Raw genomic sequence first — 19,654 nt, 5'->3', positions numbered from 1 at the left:
CCTCACTCAACGCTTCTGGTCGTTTAGTTTCCGCGTCGGCTGCCCGCCGAGGATGCCCTCGAAGTCGCACACCGGGTCACCGATAACGATACCTTTATCATTAATATCGTAACGTCTGATTTCGGTACTGTGGGAACTGGCACGTACTTTGACAACTGACATGACGCGCTCTAAGCAGCTCTCAACCTCGATGTAGCGCTGTACGATGATCGCATCGGTGAGAAAGGCGGCCCCGTAAGGGCTGAAGCGCAGATCGGTATAGCGGTCTTCGAGTTCCGACGTCATCAGCACCGTCACGCCGAGGCCGGAGAGTATCCCGATCATGCGAAACAGCGACTCGCGAAAATCCTCGCGAAACGTGGGTGCCACTGCCAGCTCGAACCCGGACAGCGAATCGATGACCACCCTGGTTGTCTTTCTCTCCTTAATAAGGTTAGTCAGGCGTTGTATGATCTCGTCGACCGACAGATCCAAGGCGCGGAGATTAATCAAGCCAACCTGCTGACCTTGAATCATGTCGCCGAGCGTGCGGAGCCAGGACTGGCCAGGCGTTTGCTCGAACGCGACAATCACGCCATGTTCGCCCAGGCGCGCGCCTTCGGCCAGGAAGGCAGTGGCGAGGATGGTCTTGCCCGACCCGGTCGGCCCAGCAACCAGCAGCGAATGGCCTGACGGCAAGCCGCCGCCCAGCATGTCATCAAGGCGCGGCACGCCCATGGCAACCCGCTTTTTATTGAGTAACGCCTCTGAGGCCTCCCCCACATCCTCAGGGCCTTTGTGAACGATCGACGCCGGAAAGACATTGACTCCCTCACTGGAAATGCGGAATGCATGCTTTCCTGGCAAGGTCGCCTGACCGCGCATTTTTATCACTTGCATCTTGCGCACCATCGAATTCCGCTCGACAGATTGTTCCAATGACAGCAGACCGTCAGCCACCGTCAAGATCTGCTGGGAGCCGCTGTCCGACAAAAAGTCTCCGATCAGGAAGGTGGTGGCTTGCCAGCCAGTCAGATGAAGCCCAAGACGCTGTAGGAACCGTTGCAGGCTCGAATCCTCGGGTTGGTGTTCCGCGTCCCGTAAAACCGAGCGGAACGAATCGACAAAGACCAACGCTGAAGAAAATGCCTCGATCTCGTGGGTGATGCGCGCCAGTATTTGGTCGAAATCGCCTGTCGCGGACTCTTCGCTCAAATCAATGAAGTGAACCGACTCGCTGATTTTGTCAGAGTCAAAAAAGTTGAACTGCTGCTGATAACGCAACATCTTTAAGGGCGGTTCGCCGAACGCCGTGAAGAATAGCGCAGGCCGCTCAGGCGTGGCCAAAGCGAACATGATCTGGTGGCACAGCGTCGTCTTGCCCGCGCCTGGAGACCCACTAATGAGGTTGAAGGAATATTCAGGTATGCCGCCGCCCAGGATATCATCAAGCCCCTGCACACCGGTTTTGAGGGGATGTATGGTCACCTTTTTGCTCATGATGTTGTGTCCTGCTTGGGTATTGAATCCTGCTTAGACGGTAGTTCCAGAGATGCGCTGAGCGAACCCAGCAAGGTCTCGACTAAGGAATCACCAATCAAGGTGGCCAGTAGTTCGGTGAAGCCTGCCAACAGGGCCGAACTTGCCTCTACTGCTTCCTTCGTATCGCGGCCCGCCAGGCGCGCACCAAGGCTTGCAAGAAAATCGCCGGCATCTCCGTGATTCTCTGCAATGGTAAGCCACGGAAAGGTTCTACTCGTCAGGTGCAGCGAGCGTTTGAATAGGACGTTCACACCCACTTCGCCAATCACCGGTGTCAGTGTGACGTTCACTTGGCGCAGTGTTTGGATGGTAGATTTGGCCACTGCACCCGCATCGAGGGTACCTTCGGATTGACGTTCCATAGCTCTGTGCAAGGCCTCTGGGCTCGCGTCTTTGTTCCTTGTTGACATAGAACGGCTCCTTTATACCGTCATCGCCTATGCGGCTTGTGAGGTACCGCTCACCACTGTAGCAGTTTTATCCATGTGCCCTGCTTTACTTTTAGTTGAGGAAGTTGCAATGGAAGGCATTTTCTTAATAAGTAGGCAGCGTCTACATGTAGTAATGAGATTTCCACGCGTAGCTAAAAAATCGCTGTTCGCGGGTTCTCTCAGAAGTGACCAGCGCGCTGCTGCCGTGATGACGCTGATTCAGTTTGCCAAATTGAATGGGCACGATCCTTATGCCTATCTGAAGGATGTGCTGACAAGTCTGTCGACGCAGAAGAACAACGCCATTGATGAGGCGCTACCGCACAACTGGAGGCCGGCGGTCATTAGCAAGGTGTGATGGTTGGACGCTTACGTTGAATGCGGGAAGGTTGGAGGAAGCAGGGGCATGCATGATGCAGGAAACGCCCTGCGGGGCGCTTCCTGGGGGGGCTTATTCGGTCGCTTTCTCGACCTTGTCACCCATCTTTTCTACGCCTTGCTTGACGTTATACCAGGCTGAAGAAGAGGCCTGTTTTGTGTTCTCCCAAGCGCTCTCACTGACTTTCTTGGTGTTTTCCCAGGCCTGTTGCAAGCTCTGACTGGTCTCGTTCCACCAACTCTCGTTGTACTCTGGCAGTTTTTTCAACTCGTCCTGAGTCATTTCCATGTGGACTTCGTACTCGACGTCGCCAAAGCCTGCATTGTCGGACGCCGTCACGACGGTAAAGGTGCCGCGTTCCGCAACGACCTCATTGCCCCCGAGGCCCAATATCTCACCGGTCTGGATAACCAGCGAGTGTACCGACATATCGTTGCTCATAAGGATGTCCTCGACCTCACCGATCTCCTCGCCAGTGCTGTCAAAAACATTTGCATCCTTCAGTTCGTCCATAGTGTACAGCCCCTCTGCCGCGAACGCTGAAAGGCTCATAGCCATGCCACCTGCCAGCAGGGAGGCACCCATTGCGCGAATAATAGGTTTACTCATTGTCGTACTCCTGTATGACGTCACTCCTGTGAACGCCCGGGGCGAAGATGCACTGCGGACGCTGCTCTCGGTAAACGCGATCAATGTCCGAATTCACTGATTCGGTGAACTACGTCACACTTTCCAAGCTAGCAAGGGCCATGGCAATTGCCAAGTGACGTTCCCGCAACAATGCAGGAGGATTTGGTGATGAGGGAAGTGAACCGGAAGCGGGCGAAAAGCAGACTTTTAGCTAGATCACCTCTCAACTGAGCCTATGCGCGTCACATGGGCGACCTGTAGGAATGGGACGACGCTCCTAACCCGAACTTCTCATAGTCGCCTGGCACTGCTGCTTTCTTGATGATATGCCAGTTTCCAGCGTCTCGTTCGAGTTGTTTTGATCGGAAATTAAACGATTCCGGGCATCCAGACACAACTCCCCCTTTCCCCATTGGTGTCGGGCCGGGGGAGCCCGATCATTTAACTGGGCACCAGTCGCTGAACCAGTGCCGAAAGGTCTTTCTTGTAAGGATAGCTGTCACTCATTAACACCCGGATTCGACGGGTGTTGCGGATGATCACAGCCCCGACCTTAATCAGCTTCAACCGCAGGGTTCCAGCGCTCATGCGTTCGAAGGGTGTGTTTTTCAGATGCACCCGCAGACGGTCCAACAAGGTGTAGGCAAAGCCGGAGAGGATGAGCTGCCACTGATTGGCCCACCACTGGCACTGGATGTGCGGTCGGCGATCACACCAGGCCAGGATCCGGGTCAACCTTGGTCGCGTTGGAAAGCTTGGCCTGGAATACGCATTCGCTTGCTTCAATCCGCAGTGATACCAACTTTCATGGCAATGCGCTCGCCGTCAGCTGAACCGATTTCTTTGGGATCCAGAAGACGCACTCGGTCAGTTGCGATACTGGCATCCGCATTTGGGTCGACCAGAGCGTCCCTTACCGCGGATGCGCGGGCGTTGGCGATGGCTTCAAGCTCAGCGTCGGTAATCGATTGTGCGGCGATGACCCGTTCGGCCAGGTGGTTGCGATAGGCCAGGGCGTCCAATCCCGCTCCGTCGGATGACTCATTCTGTTTTTCAGTGAAACGCGTCTGGACTGCCTCCAGGTCAGTTTCCGGGTAATACGAGCTGAACATCGTCTCGACAATACTCTGGTTAGACTCGGCCGTCAGGCTGGGATCCGCAACTTCGCGATCCGCCCCAGCCAATCTTTGCCGCAGGGTTTCGATGGCTTTCTCACGTTGCAGGGCCGGGCCATCAAAATTTCGACTGAAGGGACCGGCAAGCTCCAGGGCAAGCGCCGGGCGCTGGTTGAGGGCCTCGCGTAGTTTGGCGATGCGCTCGCGCTGGGGAGGGAGCAGGTCGGTGCGCCCCTTTGCGAATTCAACCTGGCCCAGGTTCTCCGAGCCCGCGCCGACGAGGTTTGCCAGAAAACTGAACGGCGCAGTGATGACAGACGTAATGGCATCTCCCAGTGCCTGGCGGATGACCTGGTTGAAGTCGAATTCCGGGTCGCCAACATTCCCGGTCACCGGGAGATTGAGATCAATCACGCCGTCGCTGTCCTGGAGCAGGGCAATGGCGAGGTCGAGTGGCAGGTCCATGGCGTCGCTGGAGGCCATCTTTTCTCCGAGCTTCAGATCATGGAGCACCAGGTTGTTTTGTCCGTCGAGTTGTCTGCTCTTGACCGTATAGTCAAGATCGAGATCCATGGTACCCCCCGCGATCTTGCGGCCCGCGAAATCCACCGTGTAAGGGGAGTATTCCGGGATCTGAAGGTTGCGGAACGTCAGTTGCAGATTGCTTGCGCGGCTGGGGTGCCAGACATCGACGGCGCCTTCGACGCGCGCCAGGCCATACTCCGCGACCTGACCCTCCAGATCCACACGCGCCGGCTGATCCGAGGTGGAGTTCAAGGTCGATATCTGTCCGTTCAGGGTGTGGATGCTCGTTGAGAAGGGCAACGGCAGTGAGTAATCCGCAAACCGGAGGGTGCCGTCGGTCAGCTCAATGCTTTCAATGGTGATACTGAAAGGGGTTACCTTCTCGTCCGTGCGCGCGGCATTGTCATTATCCTCGGCGTTGGCGGGGGGCTTCGCCACGAGCTGTCCGAAATTGGTGGTCTGGTCCTCATGGATGACTACCCTGCCGGACAGGCCGTCGATGGTGATGGTAGCCGTCTCAAGCTGCTTTTCTTTGATCCCTAAATCAAGCTGTTCGGTCTGGAGGCCTTGCCAACCAATAAGCAGTTCGTCATTGGAAGCGCCCCTGATACTCAATGAGTCAACGCCGGCGGAGCCCTGAAAGGCAAACGGCTGCTGGGCATTTTTATGGATTTGCCCGCTCAGGTTCAGGGTACCGCTACCGAGCCTCACATCCGCGAACTGCCTCAAGTAGGGTTCGGCCTGCTTCAGTGCCAGTTCATCGATACGGGCGCTGCCCTCCAGGGCGGTGGTCGGTAGAAGCTGAAGGGTACCGTCAAAGGCGAGCTTACCGCCTTCGGCGAGCTGCCCGTCCAGACGCAGAGGGAAACGAGTATTTTTCTGCAGCGTAAGGTCCTTTACGGATACCAGGACATTCTGCAGTGCCAGCGACACCTGTTTCGGTTGATTCGCGTCACCGGCCGCCGGGTCCTGTAGGTTGTCAGCAAAGCGCAGAATACCGCCCTCAACGCGCAGATCGTTGATCCGCAACGCAGGCAGTGAATCGGGTTTATTTTCGGCCGGGGCCGTGTCAGAGGACTCGGATGCCAGCCGGGAGAGGCGGGTTTCGCCCGAGGCGAAGCGTTCTTCCAGAATGATCGGTTTGTCGAGACGGATGGTCTGGAAAGTCCAGGTTCTGTTGACCAGGCTCGACCAGGCAAGATCGATGAACAACCGGTCCCAGCCGAGCAGCTGCCGGTTGTCAGTGTCGTCCAGTTCAACCCCGTCGATCTGGAGCGTCAACGTGAAGGGGTTGGCCTGTACCACCTCTATGCGGAGTTCGCGCCCAAAGTCTTTCTCAGCGGAGTTCACCGCGAGGTACTGGATGATCCAGGGCAACGCAAAAAAGCCCAGTAATGTGTACAGGATGATCAACACGAGCAGCCAGAACCGGACCCGGCGCGGCGAAGCCCATCCTGTTCGTAGACCGCCGCCAAATCGGCGAAGTAAACCGCTATACATAAGACCACGACCGTTGAAATGAGCTATGTTACACAGTGTAGACCTGCCCGCGCTCAACGCCACTTCCGGCTCAAGCTATGGGATGAAAGTCAGGGGAAAATGGTCGCTTTTCCCTAGCAACTGAAAAAGGGAGAGTACGTGACAAAACCCGCCTGTTTTCTATACTGACACTGGGTGCCATCGGTATGGTACGGGAAGTGGCTATATCGGGCGGATTGACGTGAGACGTACCGAATAAGTGAATGCCAGCAAGCATCAGGGAGCGAGAGGATCTATGAGCCAGAGCACCAGGAAGGCAGACACCCTGCAGGACCAGCCGACTAACCGGCCCCATAAGTTATCCATAGCGGCTGTAGAGGAAAGCACGGATCGCAAGCCCCACAGTTACGAACGCTGGTTAATTGCAAAGTTTTTGAGAATGGCAGGCAATCCGCCTGTTCGATTTCAGCTATGGAATGACGAAATCATTGAATCAGACCTCAGCGCCGCCAGCTTCACTCTCCGGCTGGCCGATCCCAAAGCCCTCTATCAATTGGTCAGTAATCCCAACCTGGCATTTGGTGATCTATACAGCTCCGGACGTTTAGAAGTCGAGGGGGATCTGTCAGACCTGATGACGGCGCTATACCGGGCCGTGCACAAAGCCCGGGAACAGTGGCCAAAATGGCTTGAAGCGGTCTGGCGTAATCATAACCCCCGCTCTACCAGTGTTTCGGATGCCAGGGAAAACATTCACCACCATTACGACCTTGGCAACGAGTTCTACCAGCTCTGGCTCGACCACGCCGAAATGCAGTACACCTGTGCCTACTACGAAAGCCCGGACCTGTCCCTGGAGCAGGCACAGCTGGCAAAGCTGGAACTTGTTTGCCGGAAATTGCGGCTCCAACCCGGCCAGACCGTGGTTGAAGCTGGCTGTGGGTGGGGCGGCCTGGCACGGTATATGGCCCGCCAATACGGTGTGAAAGTCCATGCCTACAACATCTCCCGGGAGCAATTGGCCTTTGCCCGCGCGGAGGCTGAAAAACAGGGCCTGAGCCATCTGATCGAATACATTGAGGACGATTACCGTAATATCGAGGGCCAGTACGACGCGTTTGTTTCTATCGGCATGCTGGAGCATGTGGGTAAGGACCATTACAGCGAGATGGCCCGGGTGATTCGTCGTTCCCTTAAACCAGAGGGTATGGCGCTGCTGCACAGTATCGGTCGAAACCGCCCGATGTTGATGAATGCCTGGATTGAGAAGCGCATTTTTCCCGGCGCCTACCCACCCAGCATCGGCGAGTTCATGAGCATTTGTGAGAGCGGCGATTTCTCGGTGCTGGACGTGGAGAACCTGCGGTTGCACTACGCCGCTACCCTGGAGCACTGGATGGAACGATTTGAAAGTGTTCAGGACCAGGTCACCGAACTGTATGACGCGCACTTCACCAGGGCGTGGCACATGTATCTGGCGGGCTCCACTGCCGCCTTCCGGGCGGGCTCCCTGCAACTGTTCCAGGTTGTGTTCACCCACGGGGATAACAACAACCTGCTCCCGACCCGCAAACATCTCTACAGCGCTCTCGCTGCGCCGGAGGCCTAGCCGATATGGAGCTCATCCATGGATCACTATGACATCATCGTTATTGGCGGCGGCCCTGCGGGATCAACCCTGGCCTGGTCGCTGGAAAAAAGCGGTAAACGGGTGCTGATAATCGACAAGCAGGATTTTCCACGGGATAAAACCTGTGCTGGCTGGGTTACGCCGGCCGTGATGGATACGCTGGAAATCGATCAGGACAATTACGCCCGGGGGCGAACCTTACAGCCCATCAGTGCTTTCCGAATTGGTATGATGGGCCAGGCTCCTGTCGACAACGATCATGGTGAAACGGTCAGTTATGGAATTCGCCGCTGTGAGTTTGATGCCTATCTGCTGGACCGAGTGAACGCCAACAAGCAGTTAAATACGCCGGTAAAATCCATCGAGCAGAAAGGCCGCAACTGGGTGATCAACGACACCTTCGAAGCCCCACTATTGATTGGAGCGGGTGGTCATTTCTGTCCCGTCGCCAAAAAACTGGGACACGGCCCCGGCAGCCATGAAACTGTTGTAGCCGCAAAAGAAATTGAGTTCGAAATGACGGCCGCCCAGGCCAGCGTATGCCAGGCCCGGGGTGATACACCGGAACTCTGGTTCTGCCGTGACCTGAAAGGCTATGCCTGGGTATTCCGCAAAGGTAACTTCCTGAATATCGGCCTTGGTCGTGAGGACAGCCACAAGCTGACGGATCATCTCAATGACTTTGTTGACGACATGAAAGCCCAAGGTCGCATTCCCGCTGACCTCCCAGGGCGGTTCAAAGGTCATGCCTATCTGTTGTACGCGCACGCAGAGCGACCATTGGTAGATGAAGGCATAATGTTGATTGGCGATGCCGCTGGCCTCGCGTATACCCAAAGTGGCGAAGGTATTCGTCCCGCCATTGAATCGGCATTAATAGCCGCAGACGTTATCCGGCGTGTACCTGATGTATCAGCCCGCAATCTGCAGCGATATGGCGAGGCGATTTCCGAGCGCTTTGGCACCCGCGCACTGAACGATCAATCCAGCTGGCAAATCCCCGACTGGGTAAAGCTGCCCCTGGCCAGCGGCCTGATGCGGTCCCAGTGGTTTACACGCAAAGTGGTGACCGAAAAGTGGTTTTTGCACCAGCAAGTACCGCCGCTGGAGTCTGCACTGTAGTTTCCCTGCAGCCATCGCCACAACCTACGAACGCCATTTCTTCTGGTCCGAGGTCACCTGCCATGCCAGCACGGTTTAGAACGAACGGTAACGTAATGGTTGCAATACGGGCCTTGATGTAGACTCGGTGTTTAAGACCCCGGATTCGAGGCAAAAGCACTATGAACACACCATCAGCATCGACCTCCGAGTTCACCACTGACCCCAGATCCCTGAGGCAGACGCTCAGAGCATATTGCAAGCCACGCCTGGCACGCAGTATTGCGGAGATCCTGATCACCGCACTCCCTTTTGTGGTGATCTGGGCTCTGATGTGGTTGGCGGTCAGTGCCGGATACTGGCCCGTGGCCCTGGTGCTGGCCGTCCCTGCCGCGGGATTCCTGGTACGGCTGTTCATGATCCAGCATGACTGCAGCCACAGGTCGTTTTTCCATTCGCGGCGCGCCAATGACTGGGCCGGCCGTATCATCGGTGTGCTTACCCTCACACCTCATGATTTCTGGCGCCACTCCCACAACATTCACCATGCAAGCTCCGGCAACCTCGATAGACCCAGCGTTGGCGGGCTTGAAACCTTAACAGTGCGCGAGTTTCAAGCTCTGCCCCGGTGGCAGCAATGGCGCTATCGCCTCTATCGCCACCCTCTGGTGCTATTCGGTTTCGGCCCCATGTACACTTTCCTGCTGGACTACCGGTTGCCTTTCGGATTCATGCGTGCTGGCAGGATGCCCTGGATTAGCACCCTGGGCACCAATGTGGCCATTGCGGTTCTGGCAACCGGCGCAATCTGGTTCGTCGGAGTGGGCCCCTTCCTGATGGTCCAGATCCCGATCACGCTGCTGGCCGCCACCATGGGGATATGGTTGTTCTACGTTCAGCACCAGTTCGAGGCCACCTACTGGGAACACGATGAACATTGGAATGCCTATGACTCCGCACTACAGGGCAGTTCCTACTATGTGCTGCCGGGTATCCTGCGCTGGTTCAGCGCCAATATCGGCGTGCACCACGTCCACCATCTGGCCAGCCGAATCCCTTCCTACCGCCTGCCCGAGGTGTTGCGGGACTACCCCGAACTGCAAACAGTCAGCCGGGTCACGCTGCGCGAAAGCATCGATTCAGTTCACCTGACGCTCTGGGACGAAGACAAACGGCGGCTGGTTTCCTTCAGCGAGGCGAGCGTCGGATCAGGAATCAAGTGTGAACGGAGTCAGACCTCACATTTCACAAAGCAAGATGGGTGTGGCTCAGTAACCCAAGCTGATCGTCAGATCTAAGTTTCCCCCTTCGTACGGAAAGCGGGCTGCTTCGAACGAAGGCGCGCCCATCAAGGCGCTTGCACCGTTTGAAAACCCGTAGCCTTCCGTGGGGATTCCTATCCCGTTGGTGCCAAGTTTGCCGTCCATATTTTCATCATGAATGACGGCGAGCGAATAGGTCCCCGGTGGGATGTCTACAAAATCGCAACGCGCCTCCGTATCCTGCACCTTCGTCATTATGATATTGGTCGCTGACTGCAGAAACTCAGTAGGAAAGCCCTCTGACGTTTTGAAAAGCGCGCAAGCTACTGCTCCAGTGCTGTTTCTGATGTCCAGAATCCTCACGTGAATGCCAGGGCACGATGATTGCGCAAAGGTGATCGCGGGAAAAGCCGCCAATACTAGCACTGTCAACAATGCTACAAACCGAGCCCTCATGGGGACCAGCGTCACTGGATGTCTGACCGTGGAGGCCAATACGGACTTGCGATTAGTTGACTCACTCATGAGCTTCCTCATAGGTCCGATCTGCGTCGTTTTAGAAAATAATCAATGTAATCGGAAAATCATCCACAGTTGAACAGTAGTTCTTCTATCAATAAGCGTCAATCGCTTGAAATGCTCCGAGAAGCAGTATTCCATGAAGCTATTAGGTGTTCAGTATATCGAGGGCTTGCCAAGTACCGAAATTCGATCTGTTGGTAGATGAATTTTATAAGCGTCCACATTTGCTCACGAAGGTTGGTGTACGAGATGCTGAAATGGTTCTGGTATGAGGTGACCATGTCATGCAGGTAAATATTGTTAAGTATTGGGATCGCATCCGTTCCAGCTTCTGGTTCGTCCCCATCATCATGGCCGTCGGGGCGGTGACGTTGGCCTTCGTGACCGTCGCATTCGATTCACGAATGACGGATTGGTTGCGGCGCACCTTGGGCTGGACGTTCGTCGATGGGGCAGCAGGAGCGAGCAGCGTGATGGGGACCATCGCCGGGTCAATGATCACTATCGCCGGGGTGGTGTTCTCCATGACTTTGGTCGCCCTGTCGCTCGCCTCATCGCAATTTGGATCCCGCATGCTCCGCAACTTCATGCGCGATACCACGACCCAGGTGGTGCTCGGCACGTTCGTCTCCACCTTCCTGTACTGCTTGCTCGTTCTTCGCACGATACGCCGCGTAGAAGAGGCCCTCTTCGTCCCTCACCTGTCGGTTTTGCTCGGCGTGGTGCTCGCGGTGGTGAGTGTGGGCGTGTTGATCTACTTCATTCATCACGTATCCGTTTCCCTCCAGGCAAACGAGATCGTGGCGCGGGTCAGCAGGGAGTTGATCGAGGGGATCGACCGCGTGTTCCCGGAACAGATCGGGCGGGGCGCTCCACAGATTCCGGCAAAACCGCCCGACGCCAGCTTCATCAACGCGTTCGACCGGGAGGCGCGTCCGGTTGGTGCGACCGGGGACGGCTACCTTCAGTTCATCGACCCGGACGTTCTGTTGCCGTTGGCCATGGAAGAAGATGTGGTGCTTCGGCTGGAACGGAGGCCCGGACAGTACGTTGTAGCCGACCAGCCGCTGGTCCTGGTCTGGCCCGGAGACCGGGCGACCGCCAAGCTCATATCTCAGATCCGTTCCGCGTTTATACTGGGTAGCCAGCGAACCCCCCGCCAAGACACCGAGTTTACGATCAACCAACTGGTTGAGATCGCGGTACGGGCGCTTTCCACCGGGGTGAATGACCCATTCACGGCAATTGCGTGTGTGGATCACCTCGGGTCCGCATTGTCTCGCTTGGCTCAACACGAGACGCCGTCGCCTTATCGACATGACGAGCAGGATCAGCTTCGGCTGATTACGCCTGCCGTCTCCTTTTCGATATTCGCGGACGCGGCGTTCAACCAAATTCGGCAAAATAGCCGCTCCAGCGCCGCAGTGACCATCCGCCTTCTGGAAACGATTGCCGTGGTCGCGGAATTTGCACATCGCGCAGAGGATCGCGCCGCGCTCCAAAGGCATGCCGAGATGATTAACCGGGGGGCTCGCGAGGGATTGTCGGAAAGAAAGGACCGCCAGGTGGTGGGAGAGCGCTACCAGGCGGTGAGCCAGCTACTCAGCGAACCGGCAGCGCCTGACAAGTGAAATACATTTACACGCGAGAAGGACTCAAGGGGCGTTGTTTATCGACTTCGCGGAGTAGCAACAAACCGGCATCGGAGGGATGTGGCCTCCGGAGAAATCAGCTTCAATCTGGCGGCTGGAGAGTGGCGAGAAGGTCAGTTTTTTAGGTACCAATTTGGACGCGGCTGTTGGTGCATGGTGGATTGCTTAGCCTATTGAAATCATAGCGCTTTCAGCTGCTTTCTTTTATCCTCCCATGAGAAATTCGGGCTAAGGTTGCTAAGAAGTTTCTATGAAACGATTCTGGGAAAGTGATTACTGTAGCGATTGGGTTGGGTTGGGCTTGGTTGCTTGGATGTCAGGTGCGCCCGCCAGTCAAACGGGGGCGGAAGCGGCACTGGGCTCAAGATGGGATTACCGGACGTGTACCTCTGTGAAGCCGGGAAATAATTACGTACCGCCGCGTCTCCATGAGGCAAAATCAGGCTGTACTGATTTAGCTCCGGATATGATGAAAGTCGCGCTGGCGCCATAGGGGCTTAGCGACTCAAGGTAACTTGTTATATCTTCCAAGCCCAACGTATCCCGCATCCGATCAATGGGAGCCGATTTGAATTGCCTGTTTCGTGTTTTCATCCAATGGATCATCTTGCTACTGTCGTTCCCGGTCAGAGCATACAAATGCTGATAAATTCGAATAAGTTGCCGAGCACGAATTCCCACTCTGCTTTCTGGATCAATAGACGCCCCCAGATCACTTTCATTAACGCCTAGGATGAGTGCGAGCTGCCCAGACGTGAGCCCTAATGGCGAGGCAGCTCTTTCCACTGCTTTCGCCAGTATGTCACCTGGTCTGAGGTTGTTCTCGGAAGAGCCCATACTGTCTCGCTAAACCTGAATGCTTCAATTTTAGAAGCGATACCTTTTCAGAGAAGATAGCCTAAAACCCACGCTAGATGGATCGAGAACCGGGTATACGGGAATTCTATCTTGCGCCCTCAAAGATAAGCCGATAGCTCAATAACCACACCACTTTTCTTCAAATTTCGGTATGTCGCCTCATAATCGTCATCCCGGGTCAACCGAAGATCATCTTTCAAGTAAACCGGGCGCAACTTCTCTTTTTTCTGAGGACTGGCTTTGGTTTCAGGCTGCGCCGGAGTCTTCTCCTCCAGCTTTTTAATAAGAGCTACTAACGAGAATAAATCCTCATCTGGCCGCTCCTCCAAAGCCTGCTCAGCAACAATGGGCGCAATATCTTCCCCAATACCCATCTGACCTAATATCGCAATCAGACGCTCCAGTTTGGAGCTCTGAGCATCAGTCTGTGTTCTTTGATCGACAGGCCTGTGAGGAGCTTTCTGCAAAGCACTTTGAACACGCAGCGCCTCCCTGGGTATATCAAGGTCAGCGAATTGAAGAATCGTTGCTTCGCGGCCACTTCGTAAAGCGGCAATCATCGGATGCATCATCGCAAGCTCTTCTTGGTAGACGTTGGTTACGATCGCTCGATCTATCGACTCCCGACCCGACACAACTGCTCTTACCTGGCTGAGATAGAAAAGGGCAACGGCTATGTGCGCAATACCCTGGGTGTACTCCCAGAACAAGTCCATCATTTCATCAGTGAAGGGAGTGGCATGCTCGAACCACTGCAGCTTCCATAGTCGCTTAAAGAATCTTTCCCACTCTTCATCACTGCCAGTATTCTCGGTGCGTGCAAACCGCCCCCAATCCAGACTGCCAAACTGAGCCGCCCTTCGCGCCGACCGCATAGTCGGCTGGAAAAGCTCTAGGGCTTTGGGCGTCCCAATAAAAAGAACTGGTACTTTGATCACGTTGGTCAGAGTGACAAAGAAGTTGAGCATCTTGGCCGCACCTCCTGACCGGGATTTCTCCAAGTGCTGAATCTCATCAATGACCAGCACGCCGACTGAATGCAGCGCAGACACACGAGCAACGTCCCCCAGCATAGACTCTGCAGAGGATCTACTTTTTACATCGAGCGCCTGGTAATCAGTACCTAGCGCATCGTCAATAGCTCGGAAAAAGTGAGTACACAAACTCTTCACCGAGCCATCATGGGGGCATTCCACTTTTAACCAAACAAGCTGACAATGTTGGTAGTCAGGGTGGTAAATCGCTTGCGGATAACTCCTTAGGATAGCCTCTATCGCCGTTGTCTTGCCGGTACCAGAGCATCCAATGACGGAACTGACCAACGCCTCATTACCGGCGTTTCGTAAGATTGCTGTGAAGTCAGTATGTGCCACATCATCAAGATTACGGTGGTAATCAGACGCAGCGATATTCCGGCTCAAATACCCACGGCGAATCATGCCCGAAATCATTTGCTCCAACTGAAGATGAGATTTCGTTGGATACAGAAATTGATCTAAAATTCGCATCATTGCATGACGTCGAATGTGGGCCGGCAGTACCTTTTCGGCTTCGTCGACGTTCGGGAAGCGGGCCAGCATTTTCGCAGTAACCTGCGGTGAATTTATAGGAGGCAGCGCATTTATCAGTGGATGCCCCTGATACTCCCGGATTTCCGCTTCTCGATACTCGGCGGGTGGCAACTTAATCATCGTCGTCCTCCAAGAAAGCATCCAAATCGGGGTAATCTATGCTCTCGTTTGAGGGCGTTTTTTGAGAGCGGAAAGGCACTACATCGGCTGGGCGATCTCGCTTGACCTGATTATTATTTTTAATAGCACTTTGATCCCTTTCAGTCTCTTTTTCTGTCACGCGATTGTCCCGTATTCCACGGAGCCGCGCTGAATCGCTGGCGGATGACTTATTGATTTTTTGTCGCTTCTTGGCAGTCGCAACAATTTGTTCAACGGCGGCCAGTGAATCGGGCTTTCGATACTCCTCAGCCTGTCGAGCGGTCGCTTTCGTACGGCCCATAGCTTTGAGCACGCCAGCAGCTTCCATAAAACTCATATCGCGAAATCTGCGACTTCTGTCCGAAAGCTCGCACACCCAATAATTCTCAAAAGTTTTGTCCGGTCTCAGATAGACCGTATTGGTTCGCCTGGGATCGAAAGCGACTTCAACTTTTGACGGCCGGTTCTGGCGGATGCGATCAAACCAGCCTGCTGTAATTGCTTCCCGACAGGTATAAACAAGACCTTTGAGGGTAATGCCCACCTGAGACACTGTTCCATTTTCATAGGGCAAAAGGTTAATTCGCGCTAAACTCTCGTCACATGACCGGAGCTTGCCGGTGCGGTTCTGGATTCCCCAATTCCATAAATCCAACGGTATTGATGGCAGGTCTATTGGCATATCGGGCGCAAGGTCATAGCCTTCAATAACATGTTGGGTGTTATAGACAACAACCAAGTTGATCAGCATTTTTGTGAATTCAGAAATGTTCAGAACTGCATCCAATTCATAGCGCTTACCGATGCGCTTCTTGCCATTCACCGGCTCCACTACACCACCCACGTAAGGCCGGAACTGACTCTGAATTGTGTTGAAGAACCGCTCGCAGATCGCTTTATCATCACCTCGGTAGGCCCGTGAGTTACTCAGTTGCACGCCGAACCGGTTAACCAGCACATCGGCTTGGCGGTACAGAAGTTCGCCCCTATCAGCCATGATCCCCGCAGGAATGCCCATACTGGGCCAATCTTCTGTTCGAATATTCACTCCGTATTCCTGGCAATAGGCCGTTTTGTCACTAAAGGAATTACTCAACGCCAGCATTGCGGCCACCCAAGAGGGGTTTTCCAGGCCCACGTACATGCCAACCACCATTCGACTAAACACGTCTTTGACGAAGTACAAAACGGGTCGACCGATGATGACGTTAGGATCGTCTTCGGCCACGAGATAAAGATCGCCGATCGTCGCATCGATCTCGTATCGTGCTCCGGGGCCAAAGTTCAGATTCGCCGAGGTGCTTGTCAACGCCCGCATATCCTTTTGGTAAATTCGTGCAGGAGTTCGCTTCCGCGCTACTTCACTATTCTGATAGTTAGTCTGAAAGAAATACCGAAACTGCTTCAGTGTGGGCACAGCCGATTCTGTGGCGGTGGGATATCGTGCTTTGAAGAGGCCAACGGCTTTGTCCTTCGCCGCGGTCAGCGGCACTTTTTCATTGGTTAGATAAAAGCCATCGAACACCATGCGGAACAGCTCCGCGACCTCCTCCGTTACGGGTACACCTACCCCTGGGGAAACCGTTCGCTTTCGCCCAACTTTGTTTTCAATTTCGCGCCTTGGCCGCCCAACGGCTCCGCATTTATGGTAGTCCGGTGCTAAAGCATTTGGTGCCATTCCCCTCTGCCAATAACGCCGAAGTTGGCGAGTGATGTAAAGTCTCGGCTTATCAGTAGATATTAGGAGCTGGCTAATCAGCCGATTACGCTCACTCTTGATGAACATCAGCGCATAATCGCCAAGTAAAGGGCTGATGGTGCTCCAAGCTTCGTCCCGTCTTGCAGCGCCAACGCTTCCCTCTTCGACACTGACCAAAGGGTATGGGTCAGAGATAGATTGATATCCCGCTGCGTGGAACTCTTCTTCAGGGATTGGGAAAGGCCAGGCTTTCTCGCTATCTACATCTATCAGCATTAAGTCACTCAGGTGCTCAAGAACGACTCTGTAACGTCTATTTGTATCGGGGTCGCTGAAAACTTGATTAAGAAGCATTATTCACCCCGGCGACTGGCACTGTTTCTCTGAGTGCGAGATCTCCATAGGTCCAGCTGTGGAACGCTTTATCTAGAGGAGCCCGTATGAATCGATATGCCACCGCATGCCGGAGGGTGCTCAAATGAAACCCGGGGTCTAGTCTATATTGGTCATCGAGCTTAGCGCACAGCCGTGTCAACTTGGTTTGGGGGTGCAACTCCAGCCGGTACAAAAGATCCTGCACGTCTGAAGCGCCCAACTCCTGGTGATTGGTCATGTCCGGGTTTAGGTAAGGCTGGATCCAGGGCAGGTTTTCTCGCATACCATCGGTTACTTCTCTCTGTGTGAAAATTCTCCACTCGACCCCGCGAGTTTCCCAGAATGTTTTTTCAATTTGGAGTTTTTCTATAACTCTCTGATTTGCTAGTTCTGATGAGGATTTGACGGCAATCGCCAGTTGCTTACCCGAAGACAGGTCGATCAAAAGATCGGTTGAAACGACGGTCAGAAAGCCACGAACCTGAGGATGACGAATACCCAAGCGAGCACAGATATCGAGAGTGTCCTCAATTGGCAGGGGATATTGTTCACGAATATCGATGGTTTTCTCAAATTGGTCGAAAACCAGGAAGGCAAATAGTTCTAAACCAGATAGCAGATGATGCACTCGACCGACCGAAGCACTTCGAATTCGAACACTTTCACCCTGACTGCTGAGCTCATGAACCTTGATGAATGGCTCATAGTCTTTTCCTGCTCCCCGACCACGGGTTTTGAGCAGCCTTTCGTGTTTCGGATCGATGAGTTTATTAGTATCTGCCATAAAAAAAGCCTCCTGCTAAACTTAGAATAGTAGGAGGCTTACTTTTATCAAACTTTAATGTAAATGATCAAACTTTATTAGTATTTATCAAACTTTAATGTCCACCGACATCCACCTGCAACACCGCCGCTGAACTACTCAACCGTTACGCTTTTCGCCAGATTTCTCGGCTGATCCACATCCGTGCCCTTCAGTACGGCAACATGGTACGACAGTAGCTGTAACGGAACGGTGTAAACAATCGGCGCCGTGATTTCGTGCACTTCCGGAAGCAACACCACGTGGGTGTTTTCTTCCGGTTTTACATCCGCTGCACGGTCCGCAAACACAAACAGCTCACCGCCCCGGGCACGGACTTCTTCCAGGTTCGATTTCAGCTTCTCAGCCATGCTGTTATTGGGCGCAACTGTGACCACTGGCATTTCGCTGTCTACCAACGCCAGTGGGCCGTGCTTCAATTCGCCGGCTGGGTAAGCTTCAGCGTGGATGTAGGAAATTTCTTTCAGTTTCAGGGCACCTTCCAGAGCTACCGGGAACTGCGAGCCCCGGCCAAGGAACAGGGCATGATTTTTGTCCATGAACCGCTTGGAGATCTCTGCGATCTCGCCGTCCAGTGCCAGAACATCACTGACCTGGCCGGGCACCAGATGCAGGGCTTTGACGATATCCGCTTCCCGCTCTTCGCTTAACCCATTTTTACGAGCCAGTGCCAGGGTGAAAATAAGCAGGGCTGTGAGCTGGGTCGTAAAGGCTTTCGTGGAGGCAACACCGATTTCCGGCCCTGCCTGGGTCATGATCACCAGGTCGGATTCGCGTACCAGAGAACTGCCCGGTACGTTGCAGATGGCCAGCGCGGCACGGAAGCCGGCCTTTTTGGCCTGCCGCAGCGCCGCCAGAGTATCGGCGGTTTCACCGGACTGGGAGATACATAAAAACAGGGTGTCTTTCTGGATTACGTGCTTGCGATAACGGAACTCGGAGGCCACCTCCACGGAGCAAGGCACGCCGGCCAGATCTTCAATCCAGTAGCGGGCAACCATGCCAGCGTGGTAGCTCGTGCCGCAGGCGATGATCTGTACGTGGCGGACGTCTTTCAGTAAGTCGCCGGCTTCGGTGCCAAGCGCCTGCTCCAAGACCCGTGATTCTGTCACACGGCCTTCCATGGTGGCCTTGATGACTCTTGGCTGCTCGTTGATTTCCTTGAGCATGAAGTGCCGGTACTCGCCTTTGTCCGCAGAGTCTGCGCTGTGCTCAAACCGGCTGATGCTGCGCTCAACCGGTGTACCTTCACGGTCATGAATTTCAATATGATCCCGGCGGATATCTGCTAGATCGCCCTCTTCCAGGAACATAAAGCGGTCGGTCACTGGCAGCAATGCAAGCTGATCCGACGCAATAAAGTTCTCACCGATGCCCACACCCACCACCAGCGGGCTGCCTTCCCGGCACACCACCATATGATCGGGTTCATCGGCATGCACGACGGCTAGCGCGTAGGCGCCACGCAGGCGGGTAATTGAGGTCTTCACTGCATCGTACAGCTTACCCAGCTCGCGGTAGTTCTTTTCTATCAGGTGCACAACAACTTCGGTATCAGTCTGCGAGGTAAACTCAAAGCCGTCGGCCTTCAGTTCTTCACGCAGCTCCTGATAGTTCTCGATGATGCCGTTGTGAACAATCGCCAGGCGATCGCCGGACATGTGCGGGTGGGCGTTCAGCTGTGATGGCTCACCGTGGGTTGCCCAGCGGGTGTGAGCAATACCCAGATAACCGGAAAGCGGGTTGGTTTCGATGGCTGCCGCCAGCGATGCTACCTTGCCGACTTCCCGAGCGCGCTGCACAGCGCTCTTACCATCCAGAACTGCCATGCCGGCAGAATCATACCCTCGATATTCCAGGCGGCGCAGGCCCTCAAGAAGAATGCCCTGAACGTCCCGTTCCGAAACTGCACCTACAATGCCACACATGCTGTTTTCACC

Annotated in this window: 14 protein-coding genes and 3 pseudogenes; 5 read left to right on the top strand and 12 right to left on the bottom strand. The window is 54.5% G+C overall.

Features of this window, described 5'->3' with window-relative positions:
• Positions 1-6 precede the first annotated feature (6 nt).
• Positions 7-1,479, bottom strand: coding sequence for an ATPase domain-containing protein (locus BUA49_RS02950; protein WP_072795394.1), 1,473 nt, complete (start codon positions 1,477-1,479; stop codon positions 7-9).
• Entirely contained in the window at positions 1,476-1,931 is a 456-nt protein-coding gene (locus BUA49_RS02945; protein ID WP_139248726.1) for a hypothetical protein, read from the bottom strand. The genes BUA49_RS02950 and BUA49_RS02945 overlap by 4 nt, the downstream gene beginning before the upstream one ends.
• Before the next feature lie 175 nt (positions 1,932-2,106).
• On the opposite strand from BUA49_RS02945, the pseudogene BUA49_RS02940 reads away from it, so the two are divergent.
• Positions 2,107-2,310 (top strand): annotated as a pseudogene (locus BUA49_RS02940) (transposase domain-containing protein); the annotation flags it as partial.
• Positions 2,311-2,403: 93 nt separating this feature from the next.
• On the opposite strand, the gene BUA49_RS02935 reads toward BUA49_RS02940, so the two are convergent.
• The 3 genes and pseudogenes from BUA49_RS02935 to BUA49_RS02925 all read right to left on the bottom strand — a co-directional run bounded on the left by BUA49_RS02935 (position 2,404) and on the right by BUA49_RS02925 (position 6,101).
• A complete protein-coding gene (locus BUA49_RS02935) occupies positions 2,404-2,940 on the bottom strand; it encodes a PRC-barrel domain-containing protein (protein WP_072795391.1) in 537 nt (178 codons plus the stop codon).
• A 462-nt stretch (positions 2,941-3,402) separates the two neighbouring features.
• Positions 3,403-3,674: pseudogene (locus BUA49_RS02930) on the bottom strand (transposase); the annotation flags it as partial.
• A 69-nt stretch (positions 3,675-3,743) separates the two neighbouring features.
• Positions 3,744-6,101, bottom strand: a complete 2,358-nt coding sequence (locus tag BUA49_RS02925) for a DUF748 domain-containing protein (protein WP_072795390.1) — start codon at positions 6,099-6,101, stop codon at positions 3,744-3,746.
• Positions 6,102-6,375: 274 nt separating this feature from the next.
• On the opposite strand from BUA49_RS02925, the gene BUA49_RS02920 reads away from it, so the two are divergent.
• The 3 genes from BUA49_RS02920 (at position 6,376) to BUA49_RS02910 (ending at position 10,109) form a co-directional block, all read left to right on the top strand.
• Complete coding sequence (locus BUA49_RS02920) at positions 6,376-7,689, top strand: SAM-dependent methyltransferase (protein ID WP_072795389.1); 1,314 nt, start codon at positions 6,376-6,378, stop codon at positions 7,687-7,689.
• An 18-nt stretch (positions 7,690-7,707) separates the two neighbouring features.
• A complete protein-coding gene (locus BUA49_RS02915) occupies positions 7,708-8,832 on the top strand; it encodes an NAD(P)/FAD-dependent oxidoreductase (RefSeq protein ID WP_072795388.1) in 1,125 nt (374 codons plus the stop codon).
• 161 nt (positions 8,833-8,993) lie between these two features.
• Positions 8,994-10,109, top strand: coding sequence for a fatty acid desaturase (locus BUA49_RS02910; protein ID WP_228704389.1), 1,116 nt, complete (start codon positions 8,994-8,996; stop codon positions 10,107-10,109).
• Here BUA49_RS02910 and BUA49_RS02905 read toward each other — a convergent pair.
• Positions 10,080-10,598, bottom strand: coding sequence for a DUF2141 domain-containing protein (locus BUA49_RS02905; protein WP_072795387.1), 519 nt, complete (start codon positions 10,596-10,598; stop codon positions 10,080-10,082). The genes BUA49_RS02910 and BUA49_RS02905 overlap by 30 nt on opposite strands.
• A 281-nt stretch (positions 10,599-10,879) precedes the next feature.
• Between BUA49_RS02905 and BUA49_RS02900 the strand changes: the two genes are divergently transcribed.
• Entirely contained in the window at positions 10,880-12,226 is a 1,347-nt protein-coding gene (locus tag BUA49_RS02900; protein WP_072795386.1) for a DUF2254 domain-containing protein, read from the top strand.
• Positions 12,227-12,248: 22 nt separating this feature from the next.
• Here BUA49_RS02900 and BUA49_RS17580 read toward each other — a convergent pair.
• The 6 genes and pseudogenes from BUA49_RS17580 to glmS form a co-directional block, all read right to left on the bottom strand.
• A pseudogene (locus tag BUA49_RS17580) lies at positions 12,249-12,379 on the bottom strand (IS1380 family transposase); the annotation flags it as partial.
• Positions 12,380-12,655: 276 nt separating this feature from the next.
• Entirely contained in the window at positions 12,656-13,084 is a 429-nt protein-coding gene (locus tag BUA49_RS18240) for an antitoxin Xre/MbcA/ParS toxin-binding domain-containing protein (protein WP_072795385.1), read from the bottom strand.
• Between the two features lie 119 nt (positions 13,085-13,203).
• Positions 13,204-14,796, bottom strand: a complete 1,593-nt coding sequence (locus BUA49_RS02890) for an ATP-binding protein (RefSeq protein WP_072795384.1) — start codon at positions 14,794-14,796, stop codon at positions 13,204-13,206.
• Positions 14,789-16,870, bottom strand: a complete 2,082-nt coding sequence (locus BUA49_RS02885; protein WP_072795383.1) for a Mu transposase C-terminal domain-containing protein — start codon at positions 16,868-16,870, stop codon at positions 14,789-14,791. Before BUA49_RS02885 ends, BUA49_RS02890 begins: the two co-directional genes overlap by 8 nt.
• Positions 16,860-17,675 carry a heteromeric transposase endonuclease subunit TnsA gene (locus BUA49_RS02880; RefSeq protein WP_072795382.1) on the bottom strand — a complete coding sequence of 272 codons (816 nt, stop codon included), beginning with the start codon at positions 17,673-17,675 and terminating at the stop codon, positions 16,860-16,862. The genes BUA49_RS02885 and BUA49_RS02880 overlap by 11 nt, the downstream gene beginning before the upstream one ends.
• Before the next feature lie 134 nt (positions 17,676-17,809).
• On the bottom strand, positions 17,810-19,642 hold the full coding sequence (glmS, locus tag BUA49_RS02875; protein WP_072795381.1) for a glutamine--fructose-6-phosphate transaminase (isomerizing): 1,833 nt from the start codon (positions 19,640-19,642) through the stop codon (positions 17,810-17,812).
• Between the last annotated feature and the right edge of the window lie 12 nt (positions 19,643-19,654).

The organism is Marinobacter antarcticus, assembly GCF_900142385.1.
GTDB classification, from domain to species: domain Bacteria; phylum Pseudomonadota; class Gammaproteobacteria; order Pseudomonadales; family Oleiphilaceae; genus Marinobacter; species Marinobacter antarcticus.
This window is presented reverse-complemented; position numbering and strand designations above follow the sequence as displayed.

What these genes read in the sequence shown, in the direction of transcription:
- BUA49_RS02890 (WP_072795384.1), bottom strand. Translation starts at nt 14,796, where the DNA reads ATGATTAAGTTGCCACCCGCCGAGTATCGAGAAGCGGAAATCCGGGAG.
- BUA49_RS02885 (WP_072795383.1), bottom strand. Translation starts at nt 16,870, where the DNA reads ATGCTTCTTAATCAAGTTTTCAGCGACCCCGATACAAATAGACGTTAC.
- BUA49_RS02915 (WP_072795388.1), top strand. Translation starts at nt 7,708, where the DNA reads ATGGATCACTATGACATCATCGTTATTGGCGGCGGCCCTGCGGGATCA.
- glmS (WP_072795381.1), bottom strand. Translation starts at nt 19,642, where the DNA reads ATGTGTGGCATTGTAGGTGCAGTTTCGGAACGGGACGTTCAGGGCATT.
- BUA49_RS02935 (WP_072795391.1), bottom strand. Translation starts at nt 2,940, where the DNA reads ATGAGTAAACCTATTATTCGCGCAATGGGTGCCTCCCTGCTGGCAGGT.
- BUA49_RS18240 (WP_072795385.1), bottom strand. Translation starts at nt 13,084, where the DNA reads ATGGGCTCTTCCGAGAACAACCTCAGACCAGGTGACATACTGGCGAAA.
- BUA49_RS02950 (WP_072795394.1), bottom strand. Translation starts at nt 1,479, where the DNA reads ATGAGCAAAAAGGTGACCATACATCCCCTCAAAACCGGTGTGCAGGGG.
- BUA49_RS02905 (WP_072795387.1), bottom strand. Translation starts at nt 10,598, where the DNA reads ATGAGTGAGTCAACTAATCGCAAGTCCGTATTGGCCTCCACGGTCAGA.
- BUA49_RS02880 (WP_072795382.1), bottom strand. Translation starts at nt 17,675, where the DNA reads ATGGCAGATACTAATAAACTCATCGATCCGAAACACGAAAGGCTGCTC.
- BUA49_RS02920 (WP_072795389.1), top strand. Translation starts at nt 6,376, where the DNA reads ATGAGCCAGAGCACCAGGAAGGCAGACACCCTGCAGGACCAGCCGACT.
- BUA49_RS02900 (WP_072795386.1), top strand. Translation starts at nt 10,880, where the DNA reads ATGCAGGTAAATATTGTTAAGTATTGGGATCGCATCCGTTCCAGCTTC.
- BUA49_RS02925 (WP_072795390.1), bottom strand. Translation starts at nt 6,101, where the DNA reads ATGTATAGCGGTTTACTTCGCCGATTTGGCGGCGGTCTACGAACAGGA.
- BUA49_RS02910 (WP_228704389.1), top strand. Translation starts at nt 8,994, where the DNA reads ATGAACACACCATCAGCATCGACCTCCGAGTTCACCACTGACCCCAGA.
- BUA49_RS02945 (WP_139248726.1), bottom strand. Translation starts at nt 1,931, where the DNA reads ATGTCAACAAGGAACAAAGACGCGAGCCCAGAGGCCTTGCACAGAGCT.